The organism is Vibrio agarilyticus (genome assembly GCF_012641465.1).
GTDB lineage: Bacteria > Pseudomonadota > Gammaproteobacteria > Enterobacterales > Vibrionaceae > Vibrio > Vibrio agarilyticus.
Genome location: NZ_JABAIK010000015.1, coordinates 40,079 through 61,429, shown reverse-complemented (window position 1 = coordinate 61,429; position 21,351 = coordinate 40,079). Strand labels below are relative to the sequence as shown.

The 21,351-nt window shown below is 45.6% G+C and carries 12 protein-coding genes; 5 read left to right on the top strand and 7 right to left on the bottom strand.

Annotation, left to right across the window (positions count from 1 at the left end; genetic code table 11):
- Window positions 1–69: 69 nt before the first annotated feature.
- The 5 genes from HGP28_RS14320 to HGP28_RS14300 form a co-directional block, all read right to left on the bottom strand.
- Window positions 70–1,083, bottom strand: a complete 1,014-nt coding sequence (locus tag HGP28_RS14320; protein WP_168837162.1) for an ABC transporter ATP-binding protein — start codon at window positions 1,081–1,083, stop codon at window positions 70–72.
- Window positions 1,084–1,132: 49 nt separating this feature from the next.
- The gene (locus HGP28_RS14315) at window positions 1,133–2,095 is read right to left on the bottom strand and encodes an ABC transporter ATP-binding protein (protein ID WP_168837161.1); all 963 of its coding nucleotides are present in this window, start codon (window positions 2,093–2,095) and stop codon (window positions 1,133–1,135) included.
- Window positions 2,092–3,081, bottom strand: a complete 990-nt coding sequence (locus HGP28_RS14310; RefSeq protein ID WP_168837160.1) for an ABC transporter permease — start codon at window positions 3,079–3,081, stop codon at window positions 2,092–2,094. Before HGP28_RS14310 ends, HGP28_RS14315 begins: the two co-directional genes overlap by 4 nt.
- An 8-nt stretch (window positions 3,082–3,089) precedes the next feature.
- On the bottom strand, window positions 3,090–4,064 hold the full coding sequence (locus tag HGP28_RS14305) for an ABC transporter permease (RefSeq protein WP_168837159.1): 975 nt from the start codon (window positions 4,062–4,064) through the stop codon (window positions 3,090–3,092).
- 169 nt (window positions 4,065–4,233) lie between these two features.
- Entirely contained in the window at window positions 4,234–5,877 is a 1,644-nt protein-coding gene (locus tag HGP28_RS14300; RefSeq protein WP_168837193.1) for an ABC transporter substrate-binding protein, read from the bottom strand.
- Window positions 5,878–6,692: 815 nt separating this feature from the next.
- Here HGP28_RS14300 and HGP28_RS14295 point away from each other — a divergent pair.
- Window positions 6,693–7,718: a LacI family DNA-binding transcriptional regulator gene (locus HGP28_RS14295; RefSeq protein ID WP_168837158.1), complete on the top strand. Its 1,026-nt coding sequence runs from the start codon at window positions 6,693–6,695 to the stop codon at window positions 7,716–7,718.
- Window positions 7,719–8,258: 540 nt separating this feature from the next.
- Entirely contained in the window at window positions 8,259–11,522 is a 3,264-nt protein-coding gene (locus HGP28_RS14290) for an immunoglobulin-like domain-containing protein (protein WP_211092004.1), read from the top strand.
- Window positions 11,523–11,790: 268 nt separating this feature from the next.
- On the opposite strand, the gene HGP28_RS14285 is transcribed toward HGP28_RS14290, so the two are convergent.
- Together HGP28_RS14285 and HGP28_RS14280 are read right to left on the bottom strand one after the other, a co-directional pair.
- Window positions 11,791–14,103, bottom strand: a complete 2,313-nt coding sequence (locus tag HGP28_RS14285; protein WP_168837157.1) for an immunoglobulin-like domain-containing protein — start codon at window positions 14,101–14,103, stop codon at window positions 11,791–11,793.
- Between the two features lie 563 nt (window positions 14,104–14,666).
- The gene (locus HGP28_RS14280) at window positions 14,667–15,995 is read right to left on the bottom strand and encodes a carbohydrate porin (RefSeq protein ID WP_168837156.1); all 1,329 of its coding nucleotides are present in this window, start codon (window positions 15,993–15,995) and stop codon (window positions 14,667–14,669) included.
- 912 nt (window positions 15,996–16,907) lie between these two features.
- Here HGP28_RS14280 and HGP28_RS14275 point away from each other — a divergent pair.
- The 3 genes from HGP28_RS14275 to HGP28_RS14265 all read left to right on the top strand — a co-directional run bounded on the left by HGP28_RS14275 (window position 16,908) and on the right by HGP28_RS14265 (window position 21,285).
- On the top strand, window positions 16,908–18,464 hold the full coding sequence (locus tag HGP28_RS14275; protein ID WP_168837155.1) for a glycoside hydrolase family 16 protein: 1,557 nt from the start codon (window positions 16,908–16,910) through the stop codon (window positions 18,462–18,464).
- 188 nt (window positions 18,465–18,652) lie between these two features.
- Window positions 18,653–20,803, top strand: a complete 2,151-nt coding sequence (locus HGP28_RS14270) for a hypothetical protein (protein ID WP_168837154.1) — start codon at window positions 18,653–18,655, stop codon at window positions 20,801–20,803.
- Window positions 20,804–21,096: 293 nt separating this feature from the next.
- Window positions 21,097–21,285, top strand: coding sequence for a hypothetical protein (locus HGP28_RS14265; RefSeq protein WP_168837153.1), 189 nt, complete (start codon window positions 21,097–21,099; stop codon window positions 21,283–21,285).
- Window positions 21,286–21,351: the final 66 nt, after the last annotated feature.

Here is a 21,351-nt window from a genome sequence, read left to right as displayed (position 1 = left end):
TCATTCCAAACGATGATTAAAAGAAAGCGCTTTCATTTTAACACTAAAAAACAATCAGGCACCATCACCTTAAAGGTGATGGCAGCGAGCAAAGTGAGTCTCTGAGAGTTGCGTCACGTCTGGCATGGTTTCTTGACACGTCGACGTGGCCCTTGGACAACGTCCAACAAAAGGACAACCCACACTTTCTGCATGCCATAACGGGATCTCTCCCTTCTTCACCGCAAGCGCGCGTCGCCCTCCATTTCCAACCTTAGGAACCGCCGAAAGCAGAAGTTGTGAATAGGGATGCTGTGGCGTTTGAGTGACACTATCACTGTCCCCCCACTCCACCATGTGCCCGACGTACATCACCGCTGTCTTTTCAGCAAAATAGCGCGCTGTCGCAATATCGTGGGTAATGTACATAAAAGAGATGCCCATTTTGTCTTTCAAATCACTCATTAAATTGAGAATTCCAAGACGCACCGAAACATCGAGCATTGAAATTGGCTCATCGGCTAGGATAACTTCTGGGTCCACCGCAATCGCGCGAGCGATCGCCACCCTTTGCCTTTGACCACCACTTAATTCGTGCGGGTATTTCTCTGCTGTTTCAGCCACCGGAGTCAAACCGACCAATTCAAGCAGTTGGTAAACCTTCGCGGGAACATCCGCTTTATTCGCACGCCCGTGAATCAAAAGCGGCCGCGCAATATGATGATAAATCGTATGGACTGGATTTAAAGACCCAAAAGGGTCTTGGAAAATCATCTGCACTTGGCGCGCATATTCCAATTCGCCGTGTTTGGCAATAAAGTCTTCAAGCAATTGACCTTTAAAGCGCACCTCCCCTGAAGTTTGGCGATAGATACGGCTTAAAATTCGCGCTCCGGTACTTTTGCCCGAACCAGACTCGCCCACAATGGCCAGTGCCTCGCCACGGTTAAGATCAAACGAAACGTCATTGACCGCCCGCATGGTTTCACTCTTTAAAGCATGACCCAAGGCAAAATCTTTCACTAAATGACGCACAGACAAAACCGCAGACGATACTCGATTTTCTTCTGATGACGGCGCGCGCGATACTGTAGAATTTAACATCAAAACTCCTTAACGCAGCGTTAAACACTGCTCTGTTATGCCTTAGATTTTACGATGCGGAGTACAAATGACATGCAACCTGGCGTTCATCACTAACTCGTTTTAATACGGGCTCATGAACTCGGCACAATGACGTGCACTGAATACAGCGCGCTTGATAATTACAGCCACGTGGAATATCAAGTAGGTTGACTGGGCTACCTGGAATACCAAACAGGCGCTCTTTAGGCCCGTGAATTGTCGGAAATGAAGCAAGTAACCCTTGAGTGTACGGGTGCTTTGGCGCATGAAAAACTTGCTCAGCATCGCCAAGCTCAACCAGATTTCCCGCGTACATGATGCCAATGCGGTCGGCTATCTCCCCCATTAAGCTGAGATCATGGCTAATGAAAAGAATCGAGAATCCAAAGCGACTTTTGAGATCATAAAGTTCGTTTAAAATTTCACGCTCCACCACGACATCAAGCGCTGTCGTCGGCTCATCCATGATAATCAGCTTTGGCTCTAGCGCTAACGCAATCGCGATCACAACACGTTGGCGCATACCACCACTGAGCTGATGAGGAAAACTGCGCAAGCGATCGGAATGAATACCCACAATATTCAGTAATTCCGCTGCTCTTTCAACGGCATGGCGATAACTGACATTACGATGGGCTAAAATCACATCCGTCAGTTGCTCGCCAATGGTGATCACAGGATTGAGCGCGTTCATGGCGCTTTGAAACACCACAGAGACATCGTTCCAACGAAACTCCCTCAACCGCGCCGCACTCATAGTGAGCACATCTTCCCCTTGAAACAGAATTTCTCCTTCCGATATCAATGCAGGGGCTTTATGCAGTTTTGCAATGGCAAACGCTAAGGTGCTTTTGCCACAGCCTGACTCGCCTGCAATGCCCAACGTTTCTCCTTCACCAATGGTTAAGCTCACATCATTTACCGCGCGAGCAACCCCGTTGGGTGATACATAGTCAACACATAAATGATTAATTTGCAGTAATGGGATCATTGCACACCTCGTCTCTTATCTGCTTGGCGCTTTAGTTTGTGCCACAACTTTATATGAGGTCCGGTACGCAATTTGGGGTTGCTGACCTGGTCAATCGACATATTAACCAGTGCTAGCGCACCACCTGTAATGGCAAGCGCCATCGCTGGCACCAACATCTCCCACCAGGCTCCGGTATATAAAGAAGACGATGTTTGCGCCCAATAGAGCATTGAACCCCAGCTGACTTCGGTCGCATCGCCCAAGCCAAGAATGCCTAAACCAGCTTCAGCGCCCATCGCGTAAATCACCGCACCTAAGAAGCCACCAAACACAATGGAGATCAAATTGGGTAAAATTTCCACCAGCAAAATACGCCATTTGGACTCCCCCATCACTTCCGCTGCGAGAATGAACTCTTTATTGCGAATTGCCATGGTTTGCGCCCGTATCACACGAGCCCCCCACGGCCAAGATGTAATCCCAAGCAATAAAGTGATCACTAGCGAGCCGACTTGGCCAAGAAATGCCGCCAAAACGATCAGCAAGGGTAATTGCGGAAATACTAAAAAGACATTCGTAACAAAATTAAGTCGTTCATCCACTTTACCGCCGAAATAACCTGCAGTAACGCCGACCAAAACCGCAATCGACATCGCAATTGCGCCCGCGGTGAGCGCCACCGCCAAAGATTGGCGAGCGCCAAACAGCACTTGGCTGTACACATCCCGTCCGCTGCGCGTCGTGCCAAGAACGTATTCCGCGCTTGGCGCCATATGAGGGCGTGCGACGCGGCGCTCAGGATCATGCGTTGCCAGCGCTGGCGCAAACGCCGCGCCAATCAAAACCATAGTGAGCAATATGCCGCCAATAATGGCGGGAGGATTACCATAGAAAAAAGCGTACACGCGTTTGACGCGTAGACGGATCGTTTGCCATGACCACAATGCGGCGCGGCGTGTGGGTACTGGCATGCCAGCACCGGAAGCGTTAGTCGATGATTGCATGAAATACCTTAATGAGAAATTCGTGGGTCAAGCCAGACATACAGAAGGTCAGCGATAAAATTTGCCACCAGTACCGCTGTCACAAGGATTAATAAAATGGCCTGAATTAACGGATAATCCCGTGCCATAATGCCTTTGAGCAAAATATTGCCAAGCCCCTGATAGTTAAACACCACTTCGGTCATAATTGAGCCTGCAAACGAAAACCCAATCGCCATGGCAATCGCTGTCGCAACGGGCAAAATTGCGTTACGCCCGGCGTAGCGTGCCATCACTCTAACTCCTGACAAACCTTTGGCCTCAGCCATCGTCACGTAATCCTCCCCTAACACATTAATCATGGCGTTGCGCATGTTAAATACCCATGTTGCAATGCCCACCACCACCATAGATCCAACTGGCAAGACTGCGTGCTTAGCAACGCTGGCGAAAAATGCCCAGTTAAAACCGGGAGTCAATGCGGGGTCATAGGTATACGCCAGAGGTAGCCATTCCAATTGCAGGCCAAAAAAATAAAACAGCAGCAATGCGGTCACTATGTAAGGGAAGTTACTCACGAACGCCAGAACCGGTGGCACCACTTGCCCAAACAGCCCTTCTCGATGATAAGATGCATACGTCCCTATACTAACGCCAATGATCAAAGCCACAATCAACGAGCCAAGAGCGAGAAATAGCGTCCAAGGTAGTGCCATCGCAATCACTTGCGACACGTCAATTGGAAACATTAATATTGAAGGACCGAGATCTAAAGTGAAGACACTTTTGAGATAATGAAGGTATTGAACAACGATATTGCCATCAACGAAACCATACATCTCGCGTACTGCGTCCATTTGCGCAGGGTCCATACGCCCCTGTGACGCTGCAAACAGCGCATCAACCGGATCGCCAGGCATCATTCGTGGTAACAAAAAATTAAATGAAATTGCGATCACAAATGCAGTGAAATAGAAACCAAATCGGCGCGCCAAAAATGACATCGTTCGCCCTCATTGTTGCCCGCAATATCTCAAATCGCTTTTTTGATTGCAGGTGTTGATACAAAAGCCTGTGATACTCAAGTGACGTCAAAAAGCGTGATGACTTGAGTATCGATTGAAGCTGCCCTTTGGTGTTGCAACAGGCAACTTCAAGTCAACGGTGGCTGGCTTATTTGAGGTGCAAGTTATTTAAGATCATCACTCGCTTGCCGCCATCGTAAAAAACGGGCTGAATGTAAGGATCTTTTTCACTTGGCCAGCCGGCAATTTTGCTCGAGTTATACTGGAACCAAACAGGGTTTGAATAGAGCGGAATGAACGGCATGTTCTCAGCGGTATATTCCTGCAAACGTGACAAGATCGACTGTTGCTCTTTCGCATCGCCAGTTTTACCAAAACGGGCAATCAACGCATCAATTTCAGGACTGTTGACCCCATGACCTGCGTGCCATGTTTTGCCAATCCGCGAGGTGTCAAAATACTCTTGGAAAGCAAGGATCGGATTGATTGCAACCATTGACCAGTTGATCGACATCTTATAGTTGCTCTCTTTAAGGTTACTGTCATACACAGACCAATCAACGGTTTTCACGTTGGCTTTCACACCAATCTCAGCGTAAAACTCCGTTGCCATCTGAACCACCTGAATCCAGTCAGTCCAGCCATTGACCACTTCGATATCAAACTCAAACGGTTCGCCATTTTTCATATCGCGCCAACCATCACCATCTCTATCCACAACCCCGGCTTCATCGAGTAACTGTTTGGCTTTTTTCGGTGCATATTCCGTTAGATTACGAAACCGAGCATTGACCTCTTTATCGATATGAGGCTGATACAATTCGGCGATACCACCGGTATTAAAATTCACTGTTGGGTAACCGTAGGCCGCAATATCGACAATCGCTTCTCGGTCTAGCGCCATTGAGAGTGCGTGACGTACTTTAAGATCGTTAAATGGCGCTTCTTTTGTGTTCACGTAAAGGTGAATGGCTTCATTGGCGGGGTACCAAAAGTGATGATTCTCTGGATCACGTTTGGCAAATGTATTTTCAACATCGGCAATAAAGTTTGAACCCCAATCAATCTCACCTTTAATCAGTGCGGGCTGAATTTGCGAGTTGTCGTTGTACGAACGCATGGTGATACAATCGAGATAAGGGCGGCCTTCAAGGTAATAGTGCGGGTTACGGCACAGCTCCATCTGCTGTGGTTTTTGATATTTCACTTCCGTCATCGGCCCGCTACCAATAGGGTTTGGGTTTGTGAATGTCGTAACATCCTCAACCGAACTCCACACCTTTTTAGGCACGATATGGTACGCCGCTAGATTCCATAAAAATGTCGAGTCCGCTTCTGCAAGCGTAAACACTACCGTGCGCTTATCTTTTGCAGTAATCGACGTTAAATTGCCTCCAGACCAGATCCCTTTTTGATCAAAAGCCGGCGCTTTTTGGGTTAGCTTCATACTGAAAACCACGTCTTCCGCCGTCAATGGACTGCCATCAGACCACGTAAGTCCTTCACGCAAGGTTAACGTAATCGACTTCAAATCGTCTGCATACACCGCCGATTCAGCCAAACGCCAATGGGTTTCTTGTGTCATGTTATTAAACACCATCAAAGGTTCATACATGATCCCATGTAATAAGTCTTTGGTGGTGTAGGGATTGTAGTTATCAACAAATCCAGTATTGATGATGGGAACCGATAGTGTTCCCCCTTGCTTGATTTCTTCAGCGTTAACGGCCGATGCAGTTCCAGCCAATAGTGTTCCAAAAAGAATCGAAGCGATAAACGTACGTTTTTGCATCATTAATTTCCTATACATCTAGGCGGATGAAAATGTGGAATGAGACTTGTAAGCGATTTCAATTTTCGCGATTTATGCTATGTCAATCGCACAAATGAAACAATTTTGACCCTTTTTTTTGCCAAAACCATCACAACAAAAATTAATGCATATATTTCAATGAAATACAAAAACACCAATATCAATAAAATTAAAAAAGCATTAAAAATCAATTATTTGAAAACAATTCAATCTCGAATTAAAGTTTAAATAATTGTGACAAACAACACTATATGCGCTTATTTTTTTATTGACTTTTTAATGTTTTTACGAAATTAAATATTGCATTAATGTAATTTAATTTTCCTCTTCAAGAGTATCAATCCACAATTTATTACTATAACTAATTGATTTTATTGTTATTTAATGCGAAATGATGTGTTTTCAGCGCGACTTCCAAGATGAGACGCTATTCGCAATTTCACGTTAATAGTAAAAAAAGCAAACCGATTAGAAAGAAAGCGTATTGCTGTTGGCAAAACATTTGATTATTATGTAATCCCACAAAGTATAGACATAATTTTTGTGGCCTTTATCACGTATTGATTTCGCTACTTCAATTGAAGTTTAAGCCTGATGACAAAGCTAATGTCATGTTAGCCTCTTGCTCAACTTCATAATTATGTGTGCTTTAATAGCGCATATTATCTATTGCAGCGTATATATAAGTTCGAGATATTGTTTATGTCAGCAACAGGTTTGTAACCTTATTTCCACGTATTGGAAATTGACAAACTTTTATTCAACAAATTCAAATATGTTGTGCTTCTAATAATATGGACAATAAAACAATCACCATTAAGGAAGTTGCTGAATACGCTAACGTATCCCAAGCGACAGTATCACGAGTTATTAATGGCCAATCATCGGTAAAAGAGAAAAACTTAAACAAAGTTCTCCAAGCCATTGAAGTTCTTGGCTACACGCCAAATTCAGCAGCCAAAGCGCTAGCAACCAATCGCTCAAACAGCGTTGGCATGTTGGTTGGCAGTTTAGACGGCCCCTTTTACGGCCCTCTCATGCATTCAGCCGAAGACGCCATTTATCGCTATGGTATGCATTTGATAGTCACTAGCGGCCAAGATTGTGAAAAAAAAGAAGTAGAATCGCTGAACTTTTTGCGTGCCAAACAAGTCGATGGTGTCATCATTTCGTCGGATAAAATCAGTGACGATGCGATTGTTGACTACACCACTAAATTCAAAAACTTTGTCCTTCTTAACCGTTCCATTCCCGAAATTGAACAACATTGCCTCTATTTAGATAATGAGCTGGGTGGTTACCTTGCGACAAAACATCTTTTAGATCATGGGCATAAAAAAATAGGCTGTATTACTGGTCCACTAACGCAACACGATGCTCGCGACCGTTTACTCGGTTACATTCGCGCCCTCGCTGAAAATGGTGTTTCTTATGATCCGAGCCTTACTATCGAAGGTCGATTTGACCACTTAGATAATTTCGAGAAAGCTTCCATACTGCTTGAGCGAGCACCTGAACTCACAGCCGTTTTCTGCCAAAACGATAACATTGCCCTTGCGGTCTATGACGTTTGTACTCAAAAAGGCATTCGTGTTGGAGACGATTTGTCGGTGGTGGGATTTGACAACAACTTTATGTCTATTCATGTACGGCCATTATTGACCACCGTCGGTTTTCCTGTTCACGATATGGGCAAAATCGCAGGTCAAATGATTATCGACCAAATCAAAGGGGTAACAAGGTCGCACCAGCGTAAACTGATGCCAACGTTAGAAGATCGCGATTCAGTAAAAGACCTTCGCCCCGCTATCGCCTGCTAAGCTCCATTCCCACTGAAACGTTTAGTAGACCCTATTTAGGGTCTATCCCCAAGTAACCTCAAAGATAAACCTACCCTACCAACACCAATCGCCTTATTTTTAACCTATAGCCAAAATAATTGAAATAACAAAAAGTGATAAATGAGTCACTCCTCTGCGCGCGTCATCAACATAAATAAATGATGTAATCAGGCTTATCAGAGCCAGGCTATCTAACTTTTCAGGCTCTATTGCCTCGTTAAATTAATTAAATTTACATTCTTTTCACTAATAGCTCGCCAAATTATATCGATGAAAAACGTGATCACCCTATTGATATTTTACATATTTCCCATAAATTTTGCTTAGGCTCATCACCTTTTTATAATTCACCCAACGTCCGCTACTACAAACTTTATTGGCATCGCATTATGCTTCGCTCATAACTTGCTATGGCATCACTTAAACTTACGTGTAAGCGCTTTCATTAAGCGATGGGGATATTCTGTTCAGCTCCCTCGTAGCCAGTTAAACACAACATAGTATTCTGGAGAGAAAATTTTGTTTAAATACAGTAAATTATATGGCGCCATCGCGCTATCTATTGCTCTCACTGGCTGCGGCGGCAGCGACAGCGGCGAAGCACCTGCACCACAAGTTGATAACATTGCGCCGGTCATTTCGCTAACCGGAGAAGAAAGCGTTTCCATTTTTGTTGGCCAAAAATATGAAGAGCTGGGCGCAAACGTCACCGATAACATCGATAAGGCACCACAACTGACCATTGAAGGCGATGTAGATACTTCTAAAGCGGGTACTTACAAAGTCACTTATGTCGCCATTGATGCAGCAGGTAACCGCAGCGAGAAAGTGCGTACTGTGATTGTTAAACTGGACGATGTGAAGCCTGTTGTGACTATCGCTGGCGGCAACGCGGTGAGCATCAAAGTTGGCGCCGAATTTACGCCACCAACGGTAACTGCAAAAGATAACGTCGATGGCGACTTGACGGTGTCTTCAGAGGGCGATGTCGACGTCAATACAGCGGGCACGTACACCATCACTTACACGGCAACAGACAAAGCAGGCAACAAAGGCCAAGCAATTCTGACCGTCACTGTCGTTGCTGAAGATGACGGCAAAGATACCACCGCTCCAGTTATCACACTACCGACTTCGTCAACGGTATACGTCAACCTTGGTGAGTCTTTCACGATTCCAACTGCAACCGCAACAGATGATGTTGATGACTCTGTCGCAGTAACCCATACGGGCACAGTAGACACAAATACCATCGGCAGCTACCGCATTACCTATACCGCAGTCGATAAAGCGGGTAACAAAGCTACCCGCATTTTAACCGTGATTGTACGCGACAATGCTCCTCTTCCTGAAGGCGACTACATCGCTTTTGGTGCAGGCAATGTATCCACTAAGCTAAACCCAGCTGGATTTGATTGTACCGTCGACCACGGCCACTGGATTCACGGCGCTGGTGTGGTACTACCGGGCGTTGCAGGTTGTACATCAGATGGCAAACCAATCGGTGAAGCTGCGCCTGTGATCCCACAGGTCACCGGCCCTGCAGCTGCGGTTCCTGTGCAAGCACACCGCTGGTGGGGTTCACTCTCTTTCTTGGGTGAAATGCAACTTGGCAATCCAGATAAAGCTGCATACATTACGCCGGACCCAATGCTCGCTCGCGTGTCCAACACGGGTGTTCGCATTCTCAGCATTCCATCAGGTTTACGTAATGTGGGCGAAGATATTTTCCAATATCAAATTCCTGACCCATTTGCAGAAACCTTCGATGGCGTTTCGTTAGTAAACACTCAATTCAACAATCTCGAAGGTAAGCTAAAGCAAGCCAGCGACGGCGCTGTGACGGTTGAATGGCAAAGTCAAGATGGTCAGCCCGTTATGGAAGCGACCTTTGTTCATGGCTCGCCGTATGCTTACTTTAAAGTGTTCCAAGGCGATGTCGAACTGCGCACTTACGGCACCGATGGTACCGAGAAAGGCGTTTCTTACCAGCCACAAAACAATACGCTTGGCATTTGGACGAGCGTTGCTGGTAACCGTACTGAAGTGCTGATTGTTGGCGAAGGCGAAACCGAATTTACCAACGTTTCTGGTGACAAAATTGGCATCAACAACGCCGCTAAAGAGTTTACTCTAGTCATGTTGCCTAATGATGCACAGCCAATCGGCGAAAAGGTTGCATTTTATGCCCCTAAAGCGCGTAACGTTGTAAACACTGTCGACATCGCGTATGCCGTTGACCGTCAAACCAATGATGTGACCGTTACTCACAAATATCTTGGCGAAGATGGTCAAGCGGTTGACACCATTGCGGGTCTATTCCCAATGGCGTGGAAAAACAGCGATACGGCGACGTCTTCGTTCTCAACACGCAGTGCGCGTGGTGTGATCAAGTACGCAGCAACCGATAGCTTTAGCTACGAGATTCCTTTCATTGGTGTACTACCGTATATGCCATCTAACCTTGATACACTTGATGTCGATGCAGTTGCAGCGCACATTGATGACTTTATCGCTAAAGGTGAAGAAAACTGGCTCAATGAGTACGAGAAAGACGGTGTAACCAAAAAAGGCGTGTACGCTGACACCTATTGGGCAGGTAAGATCTACGGTCAAGTCGCCGAATTAGCCGCTCTTGCAGACTCACTCGGCCTAGCGGCGCAAAATGAGCGACTAACAACCTGGTTGAAACTTGAGCTTGAAGACTGGTTCACTGCAAACACCACGGGCGACCTTGATAGTCAAAAATACTTCTACTACGACAAAACATGGAACACGCTACTTGGTATTAAAGAGTCATTCTTGTCGCATCAACAGCTAAACGATCATCATTTCCATTACGGTTATTTTGTTCGCGCAGCGGCTGAAATTTGTCGTCAAGATGTGGCTTGGTGTGGTGATGACCAATACGGTCCAATGATTGATCTATTGATCCGCGATTACGCCGCAGACAAAGGAGATAACCTATTCCCATACATGCGCCACTTTGACCCTGCAAATGGTTTCTCTTGGGCATCGGGCATGGTTAACTTTGCTCGCGGTAACAACAACGAATCGACTTCTGAAGCGGCCAACGCATACGGTGCAATGGTGCTTTACGGCCTAGCAACGGGCAAAGAAGAGATCGTTGACCGTGGTATGTATATGCACGCATCCACCACCAATTCGTTCTGGGAATACTGGAACAACATTGATGCGCATACACCAGCCAACAACAACACCGACAAGGATAACTTCCCACCGTCTTACAACCGAATGACCACTTCGATCATTTGGGGTGATGGCGCGACGTTCTCGACTTGGTTCAGCCCGAAATTTACCCACATTTTGGGTATTCAAGGTCTGCCATCAAACCCGTTGTCACTGCATTTGGCACAACACAACGACTACATGACGGACTATATCGCTCTTGGTCTGAGTCAAGCAGGTGGCAAACCTTCTGGACTAGGTGAAGATGAATGGCGTGATATCTGGTGGAACATTACCGCGATGCACGATGCTGACAGCGCAATCAGCGATTACAATGGCTACGGCAAATTCCCGGGCGATTACATCGAAGAGCGTGGCTCAAGCAAAGCACACACGTACCATTGGCTCCACACTTGGAAAGATCTTGGTCACCTAGTGACAGAGATCACTGCCGATCACCCAGCTGCGGTTGTATTTGAAAAAGCGGGCACCAAAAAGTACGCAGTTTATAACTACGATAATGCGGCTATTACCGTTAAATTTAGCGATGGCAAAATCGTAGAAGCAGCTCCTAACGGCTTTACTGTTCAGTAAGCACTGTCATTGATAGTCTTTAAATCAAGTGCACCTCATCGAGGTGCACTTTTTTATTGGATATATAGCCAAATACTATCCCTATGTGGCTTCAAGATGCCCGATTCAAAGCGTACTTACTCACAGGGCTGCAAGCAAAGCAAACAATCCAGGGAAATAGCCAATCTATTTTCAAGTTATCGTGGCACAGTTACGTCACAATTCTTTGCGCCAAGAAAAAGCCTTAATCTTGTTAAAGATAAGGCTTTTTCTTTCATTGAGATGACAGTTATTGTTCTGTCACCATCACGTTGTCAAAATAAGCGGTGGCTTCACAACCGGGTTCTGCGCCACATGTCGCACCTAAGTGAATCGAAATACCCCATTCTGGGTTATCGCCCACTGTGATGGTGTATTTATAGTCGGTCCACTCTTGCGGTGGCATCGCGGGCAAAGGTAAATATTCTGTTTTAGTCACACCGGATGTCGAGTTCGCCGTTTGCACAAAAGCGGTGACGACGCCATTAGGCGTTACCTCACCTTTCATCGAAAAGCTAATATCGAGCGGTTGACCGGGCTTTAAATACCCTTGCGCCACATTAATTTGTTTAAAAAGCACAGTCTTACTATTCGGCGCTCGTGTTTTCATGACGCCATCAGCGTATTCCAAGTTGCCTTCGCCACCATCACCAACCCAAGGGGCCATTGAAGGCGCGGAAAAGTCACCATTAAAGATAAGGTTAGTTTTAGGGCGCTCCAACACTTCAACGTAGCGCTTGAGTCTGGTTGCGGCATTGCCGTCGCTGTCTGATACGTCGTAGTTAACCACATACTCTCCGGCGACTGATTCGTTAATGTTATGCGTCACCAGCACTTCATCGGTCACATCACCATCAATATTATCAAACGCGGTGTATCCAGGTTCGATAAAGGCGGTATCAGACATCATCGTCATCTCGAGATCGCCGTGAAGTTCAATTACTGGGGGAACTTGCTCTGCCGTCACGGGGGTCAGGGAAACGTTATCTAACGTTATTGGGGTTTCAGGGCCGGCGCCTATCGCGTAAACAAGATCTAAAGGCTCACTCGCAGCATCAGTTGCCGTAAACACAAAACGGAACGAGTGCATCTCGGTATCGAGTTCGACCGTTTGATCGCGCATCACGCTTGAATACCAAGGTGCCTCGCCAAGATTCTTGCCTAATTGCGCCACAATTTTTCTTGATGTGTCGGCTCGAGCATCAAATGAGAGCGCATATGGCATATTTGGGGTTAACTGAATCTTTGAATATGTCACGCTTGGCACCCAAGGATCAGAGCCCGCACGATACTCATCAATTACCAGCTCACCATCCACAATTGTCAGCTGCGCTTGTCCAGCATCGACCTGCCACGCATCGGTTAGTGGTAGTTCAAAATCACCATTGGCAATAATCGCGTTCGCATTGGGATCCACCACTCGAACCTCGCGAACCAACTGCGCCTGATTCCCTGCCATATCTTCTACAGTGTAATACACTGAATACTTTCCAATTTTGGCTATGTCAACGCTACGGCTATCAATCTCAATACTTGTGGTTAAATCGCCGTCAACATTATCCACCGCGGTGGCGCCTTGCTCGACATAGTCGTCATGCAGATTAATCACGACCGTCGGCTCGCCTCGTAATTCGAGCTTAGGCGGAGTGCGATCTTCAGCGATTACTTCAACGTAGCGAATGACTTCATTTGCTTTATTGCCGGCTTTATCGGTGGCGTTATAGGTGATTCGATACGAGCCAACTTTAGTGATGTCAACAGCGTCACCACCAACAAGGACGGTCATATTTTGATCGACATTATCACTCACGATGACACCGGGATCGATAAACTCGGTGTTTAACGTGTGCAATATCGTCTCCGCGCCATTAAGCACAATCATCGGCGGTTCTGTATCAGGGCCCGTATCTGCTGCGTAAACCGCCATATTATCAATCAAAAAAGCCCTATCTTTGGCCGCAGGATGATCTGGATAAATCAAAAAGAGCTCTAATTGGCTCATGTCAAAATTAGCGTCTGCCGCGTGGGCAAAATCACTTAACGCAAACGACCAATGCTGCCAATCATCATGAGAGTTGGGCTGAAAACGCAATTCAGAACGGTTGCCGTTCACATCTTCAAGTTGCACAAGCCAAATGGCTGATTTGAGCTCGCTAATATCCAGCAGTTTTAAATCAAATTCAACCACACCCGTTTCAACATATTGCTCTGCATCAAATGGCGCCCCATTTGTCGCATTGTGTCCATCTTCATTATTACGAGCGGTAAACCCACTGATTGCATCACTATTTTTGTTTAGCGTGTATTGCAGTGCGTCGCGGCTGATATTATCAGGATCCGTGACTAACTTTGCCAATGCGCTGTTTTCGCTATGAAATGGCGCCCATTGTTCATTAATATGATCGTCGAATATCGATAACGCAGCGTTCGACGTGCCATTATCTTGTGGTGGTAATCTATCTTGAGATGTCGCAGACTCACTGTCACTATCACACCCTGTTATTGCCAACGCACTCGCGGTGAGTAGTGCGACACAAGTGAGTGTGTTCTTTCCTAAAACCATCAATGTTTCCTTATCAAAAAAGAATATCGTTTGGCGTCTTTGCCTGCACGATCCAAATCGCAGCAAGCAATGCACTTTGTACAGCGCCATAACACCAGGCAAGGTAGTCTTCGCTCTTTTGGGGCCTGGCGACGGTGATATTGATGATATTTACAGCGGCAAACAGGGACGCTATTCACAATATGAAAGCGCTAACTTTTTCACTTCCTCAAATTGAGACAAGCCATCTCAAATTTTACAGACACATAGAAAGCGTAAAACCAAAGCTCGTGCTTACACGGGAAACACTAGGGTCTGTTGACCTTTCGAGGTTAAATTTTGTGTATAAAAAAACACCGAATACGTTCGTACTCGGTGCTTAAGTCAAACCACTACGGTGGACTTTAAATATCTTGAATATTGCTATACCCAAACAACTTGAAGATGCAGGTAGGCGACCAGCGAACAAAGCCTCTGAACATAGATAAACTATGTGATGAGGTTTGTGAGTGCCCGTCAACACCGGTGCAACTTAAAGTAGGACGGGTATATCCAAGATCATTCCATTAGGGAACAATGAAATATTACCAGCTTACTTCGGTCTGAATACCGATAACAAAATCGTTCTCAGGTTGGCCTTTTAATGGATCTGTGGTCCATGAGTTTTTCACCCAACTTGCGAGGAAGCGAACTTCAGGGTTCACTCCAGTCCACGTTGGGAACATAAGCGTAGGTGCGATGGTCACTTTCGCCTGATTGTAAGTGTCACCATCCCAGTTGTTGTATACGTAACCGACTTCACCTTGTAGATACATCATGTCATTAATTGGCATTACAGGACGAACCATTGCCGATGCCCAGTAGTCATAGGTGCCATCAGCGTAGTCGTTATACTGCGCTTGAACCGACGGGAAGATCCCCACGCCATTAGCAAATGTGTGACCACCAAAGACTAGCGCGCGATATGATACATCGTCGTCTTCAACATTAGTCAGCAGTGAAACCGCATCGCTACCAACACCCCATTCAAATTCGTGTTCACCAAAACGCAATCCGCCCGGACGATACGCATTGTAAGAGGTGATAGTACCGCCTAGAAGTTGACCAGCACCAAGGCCCTTACCTGCTTGAACAACGAAGTTGGTGTTTGAGCTACCATTATTTTGTAAGCCAAAGAAGCTAAACATTTTGTAGCCAACAGTAAGATCAAAGCCGGTTTCTGCCCACTCTTTAAATGATTTGCCATCATAGCTCCAGTTATCTGGCATCGCTTTGACTGTTGCTGAAATGTCCCAAACGCCATATTTTACCGCGAGGTTAAACGCGTGCATCACGCCATCAATGTTATCGAAACCGTCTGGCTTTTGAGTGAGATTTGCATTGAAATCGGTATACTCAAGATCGTAATCGTCACGCTGGCTCACCATGTATGCCGCGTTAACAATTGCGCTACCCACTTTCATCGACTCAATACCAATACCAGTGCCTGACATATCGGTATAAAAGAAGTCGGTCATCCAAATGTAACGCTCTTTACCGTAATCGCGCTTACCCGCAAACAGCACACCGGTATCGGTATAACCAGTAATTTCAATAAAACCACTGCCACTGCCTGCGGTACGACCTTCAGCAATACCCGCGCCAACCTTTAAAGAGCGGCCATCACCAAATGTCCAGCGATAACTAAAATCCAGCGTTGTTTGATTGTCGTACTCTAAACCTAAACGGCCGAGTGTCTCTTTTTGTGCAACAAAGTCTGAGTCTTTAAAGTCGTTCTCTACACTGTACAAAGCGCCTTGACGAAAGTAACCATTAAATTCAAACGCTTCTGCATCTTCGGCAAAAGAAACCGCAGGCGTTGTTGCACCCGCTAATGCCAATAGGCAAGACAAATGTACTTTTGAAAATTTCATTGATATCCCTAGAACAAATCGAAAATGACTTACAGAAAGTGGCTACGGCTCGAGACTCAGCGCTTCGTAATTTCGTGACACAGCTTTCAATAAATTTGGCGCGATATTAATTGATCGCTCGGTTAATACTGTGATCCGCATCATCCTTTGTGAAAGCGCTTTCATTTGTTTTCTAATTTTCTTGTTAACTGCGTACCTATTAGCCAAATTTGTTATAAGCTGGCTAAATTGCGAGCAAAAGAAAGAGGCTGGACGAATGCATGAATGGTTAAATCGTTTGAATTGCACTCGCAACTTACAAAAGGGTCGTCAAATACATTGCACACCAACACGTCACAGAAAGCGCTTTCTATTAAAATCGTGCGTTAAATCACAAAATATATCGATGCAGTGGGACTTATCATTTAAATTAAAATATCGCGTTCGGTATATATTATTAACAAATGTTAATAGAGAAATAGACCACATTAGAAATTCAAATCTCGCTAACAAAGTATAAAAAACCGCACAATTTGTTTTTTAGCCACGCAACCTGAATGATACCAACATGTTACAACATATCGAGCCACTCACAAGTGCAAATAAAAGCTCAACCACAATCCATACTAATTCGTTGATATTAAAAAACAATTAACCCCGAACCACAGTGCATACGCAGTCATAAAAATCAGTTATCTCAAGTTAAAAAATTCAATAAATTTTGATTTTCAGAGCGTTTAATAACAATTAATGCATTTTTCTCGCTAACTGATAACAGCTGCGACATTTATGCCCCGAATATTAAAATCACTATTGAGCGACTTCACAATTTTCACTTACCTTCGCCCAGATTTTAAATATTTTATTGAACCTAGTTTTCTAACTGGTATAAAGAAAGGGCTTTCTTTTTGTCTAATATTTTAGGAAATCACTATGTTCAACACCAAAACAAGAGTTTTGTACACACTTGTTGGTACTGCGTTAATGGCGGGCTGTGCTGGTTCTAGCTATGTTGTTCCTGTTCAAAACCTGACGGATCCAGATATCAAAAAAAGCGACGGTTGGTCACTTGTTTGGAGCGATGAATTCAACGGTAGTGAAATCGATGAATCCAAATGGAGCTTTGAAGAGAACTGTTGGGGCGGCGGTAACATGGAGCAACAATGTTACACAGCGCGTGATAAAAACGCCTTTGTTGAAGGTGGTGTCCTGTATCTAGTCGCTCATGAAGAGACCTTTACTGGCCCGAATAACCCAAATGGCGATTACACCAAACTTGCTCACCTGCCATACACCTCTGCTCGTCTACGTTCGACCAACAAAGGCGATTGGACATACGGCCGTTTTGAAATTCGTGCCAAAATGCCTATCGGCCAGGGAACTTGGCCAGCCATTTGGATGCTACCAACCGATTATACCTATGGCACATGGGCGGCTTCTGGTGAAATCGACATCGTCGAAGCGGTTAACCTAAAAGCGCCTTCTGACTCACCAGAATATAAAGGTCAGGAAGAATCACGCATTTATGGCACGCTTCACTATGGCGCCGTCTGGCCAGACAATAAACATTCTGGTCAAGCGTACTACTTGCCTAACGGCGCAAATCCAGCGGACGATTTCCATACCTACTCTCTTGAGTGGGAAAAAGACGAAATGCGTTGGTATGTTGACGATGTCCATTACGCGACTCAAACATCTGATGGCTGGTATGCGCTTTACTCAAAAGACGGCGAAAAAACCCTTGCTCGCGCAGACGCACCGTTTGATCAACGTTTCCACCTATTGCTAAACCTAGCAGTTGGCGGTTCTTGGTCAGGTAATACCAACAATAAAGGGGTTGATGCCTCTATGTTCCCTCAAGCGCTTGAAGTGGACTATGTTCGTGTGTACGAGTGTTCTAAAGATCCTGTTACCGGACAAGGCTGTGCCACCATTCAAGACAGCGCAACAAAAGTAGAAGGCAACCTGCCACCTCTCGTGGTTGATCTACCCGCTGATTTTACCACTGGTGAGCGCATTGATGTATTCAACGGTGAGTTGAATGAGTTCTTCCGTCAAAATGCTTACGATCCACAAGGCGTTATCATGGACTTCGCCTATGTCACTGATGCCCAGCGTGGTCAGGTGATGGAAATCACCAAAACAGCTGACACAGGTAACATCTACTTCGAAACGCCTCAGCTTGATATGTCTTCTTGGGCCAACAACGCCAAACTGGTTTTCGACATCAAAGTGGTTGAAATTAACAAAGGCAACCAGATTTCTGTGAAACTTGATAGCGGCTGGCCAAACGTGAGTGATCTGTCTGTGACGCTTCCACGTGACAAGGCATGGCACACCATTGAAATCGACATGAACGAATTGGTTTCAAATGGCAACTCACACGGCGTCGGCAAAGTCGATATGTCAAAAATCAAGAACGTTTTGGTTATCGACCCGCTTGGCGAGATGAAATTCCAGCTTGATAACGTGCGTTTTGAGCGCAACTAAGTGCGCAGCTTCAAGTAGAACGGGTATAAACACTTTTGCTGTGGGCAACCGCAGCAAAAGACAACCGCACTATTTAAGACAGATTAATCACCCTTAATTCATTCAGAAACGTTTGCGATCATTCGTTTTAAGATCAAACGTTTAAACACCAAGTATGTAAGCGCTTTCATTAGATGGAGTTATAGCGTATGAAGGTTAATAAATATTTAGCATCGACACTTGCCGCCCTATTGCTGGTCGGTTGTGGTGATGAACTACCCACACAAGGCAACACTGGTGGCGGTAACGACGGCAATGGTAACGGCGGCGATGTAACGCCACCACCGGGCCCAACACTTGACGATCTTAACATCCTTAGTTACGGATTTACCGATTGGTCAAACTGGAGCAGCGGCACTGTTGCAAAAGAGATAAATGATGCCACTTATGGCGCAGCCGTTCAGTTAACGGGGGGTACGGACTGGGGCGATATGGCATCAAGTATTGCTTGGGGCTACCTAGACCAATCGACCTTTAATACTGCAGGCTATACGCACGCGAATTTCAAAGTAAAAAGCACATCAGCGACTACGGTTGAAGTGGCGGTTACTTCTGTGCAAGATGGCGATGACAAACAATTGCATCAGCTTTCTAGCGGCACCGCTTTAGGCAATGGCTGGGTGCAAATGCAGGTTCCTATCGAAACCAGCTCAGCAACCACCTACTTTGCGCTTACCTTCACCGGCGCAGACTCGGTCACAATTGCAGATATTCATTTAAGCCAAGAAGAAGGCACCACCACACCGCCACAACCTGCAAACGACCAATTTGTGCTTGTTGGTGAAAGCGCTTCCGATACAGATATGGCATTCTCTGACACCACAGTTCAAGAATGGGGTACGGGCACTGACTTTGACGGTAACATTAATTACCTAGGTCAAAATAGCTGGCGCATTACCTCTGGGCCTAAGACACCTGAACAAGGTAACTGGGGCGCGGTACTGGTTTTTGATGATGCCTTCAAAAAAGACCTGAGCGAATTTAACTACCTAGAAGTCAGCATTGCGACTGAAGGTGGCTTTGATAGCTACGCGGTTAGCATTGCCTCTGATGGCGTAACCCAAGAAATCACACTGCCTGTCGATGACACTAAGCATGATGCGTGGCAAAAAGTGCGCGTTCCGATGAGCGATTTCGCACTTGAATTTGCCAACGTACAAACCATGGCCATTATGGGTAAAGGCGGCGTAAGCGGTGATTCCACATTCCATGTGGCTGACTACCAGTTCATCAAAACTCAAACACCAGAAAAAGACAGCGACCGCGCATCTGACTTCGTGATTATTGACCCTGATCGCACCACTTCAGTGCCAGAAGCAAGTTACGGCGAATGGAGCACAGGCACTACGTTTGACGGTACTGGTAATTACCTAGGCAAAAATGCATGGTCTATTGAGCGTGGTCCAAATACACCAGAACAAGGTAACTGGGGCGCTGTTCTTGCACTGGCTCATAAAGACGGTGTAACAAACACACTCGCTGACCTAGCCAAACACACTAATTTGTCTTTGCAAGTGGCGGCAACCGAAGGGTTCACCAAGTTTGAAGTCTTCCTCAGCACCAATGTTGATGGTAAAGAGTCAAGCAAAGGGGTTCCATTTGGGCTTAAAAACAAAGACGGTTGGAATGAAATTAACATCGACCTCGACGCGTATGGCCTAAATCTGAGCCACATTAATCAAATTGCGGTACACGGTACATTTGATCCAAACGTTGCATCGGGCCAAATTCTTTACGTGACTGACTTCCACGCTTATGACTCACAAACCCACGCGAAACGTGATCACAACGATTATGGCGATGCGTTTGTTCTTATCAGTAGCACAGGTGAAACCAGCGACTTTAAACCAGACGATAGCAACTTCATCAATGAAGGCAACGCAACACTCAATGAGTGGTCAACCGGTACCACGATTGATAGCGAAGCGAGCTATTTGGGCGAAGCTGCTTGGCAGTTGACCCAAGGTGCTGGCTGGGGCGCTGTGATTGCCTTCACTGGCGATGACTTTGGTGCACTGCAATCGTTTGATTTCGATATGACGCAATACAAAACTTTGAGTTTCAAACTGGCAACCGAAGGCAAACTTAAAGATTTCAAATTGCACGTCGGCTCTGCTCGTGGCAACGCGTACGAAACACTATTGACGCCTACCCCAACTGCAGATTGGCAAACCTACACAGTGGATATGAGTAAGTTCCCACTTGATGTTGACCAAATAGTTCAGTTAGCAGTAATGGGCTCTGGCACACCAGGTGACGGTGGCTCGTTCTATATCACTGATCTTAAGTTCAGCAAATAATCGGACTATACCCAAACAACTTGAAGATACAGGTAGGCGACAAGCGAGCAAAGCCTCTGAGCATAGATAAGCTATGTGATGAGGTTTGCGAGTGCCAGTCAACACCGCTGCAACTTCAAGTGGGACGGATATATTGTCACATAAGGTGCGAAGTGGCGATTACTTCGCACCTTACATACCCAAGCTGTGATTACCGACAGATAAAAATTACACGAAGCATAGTCAAAGACTCAACGTACTCATCACAATTGATGACATGAGTATATTTGGCTGCTCGCTTTCAGGAGGCATCCATGAGTTTTAATAATTACTGGGAAAAACTAAAAGAAAAGAACACCAAAGTCACCTCTTTGGAAGAGTTGGTACGCTACAAAAAACGCTCCATCATTGTTCCCGCAGGCCTACCCTTTAAAGTCAATAAAGGCTCACTGTGTATGCGTGGCTATAACAATCGATTCTATCTAGACGAATCTTCTAACTAAATTTATCTCCACTACAGTCAAGTATTCCTACAATAAAATATGGCAGTACATTTTTACGTTAATGAA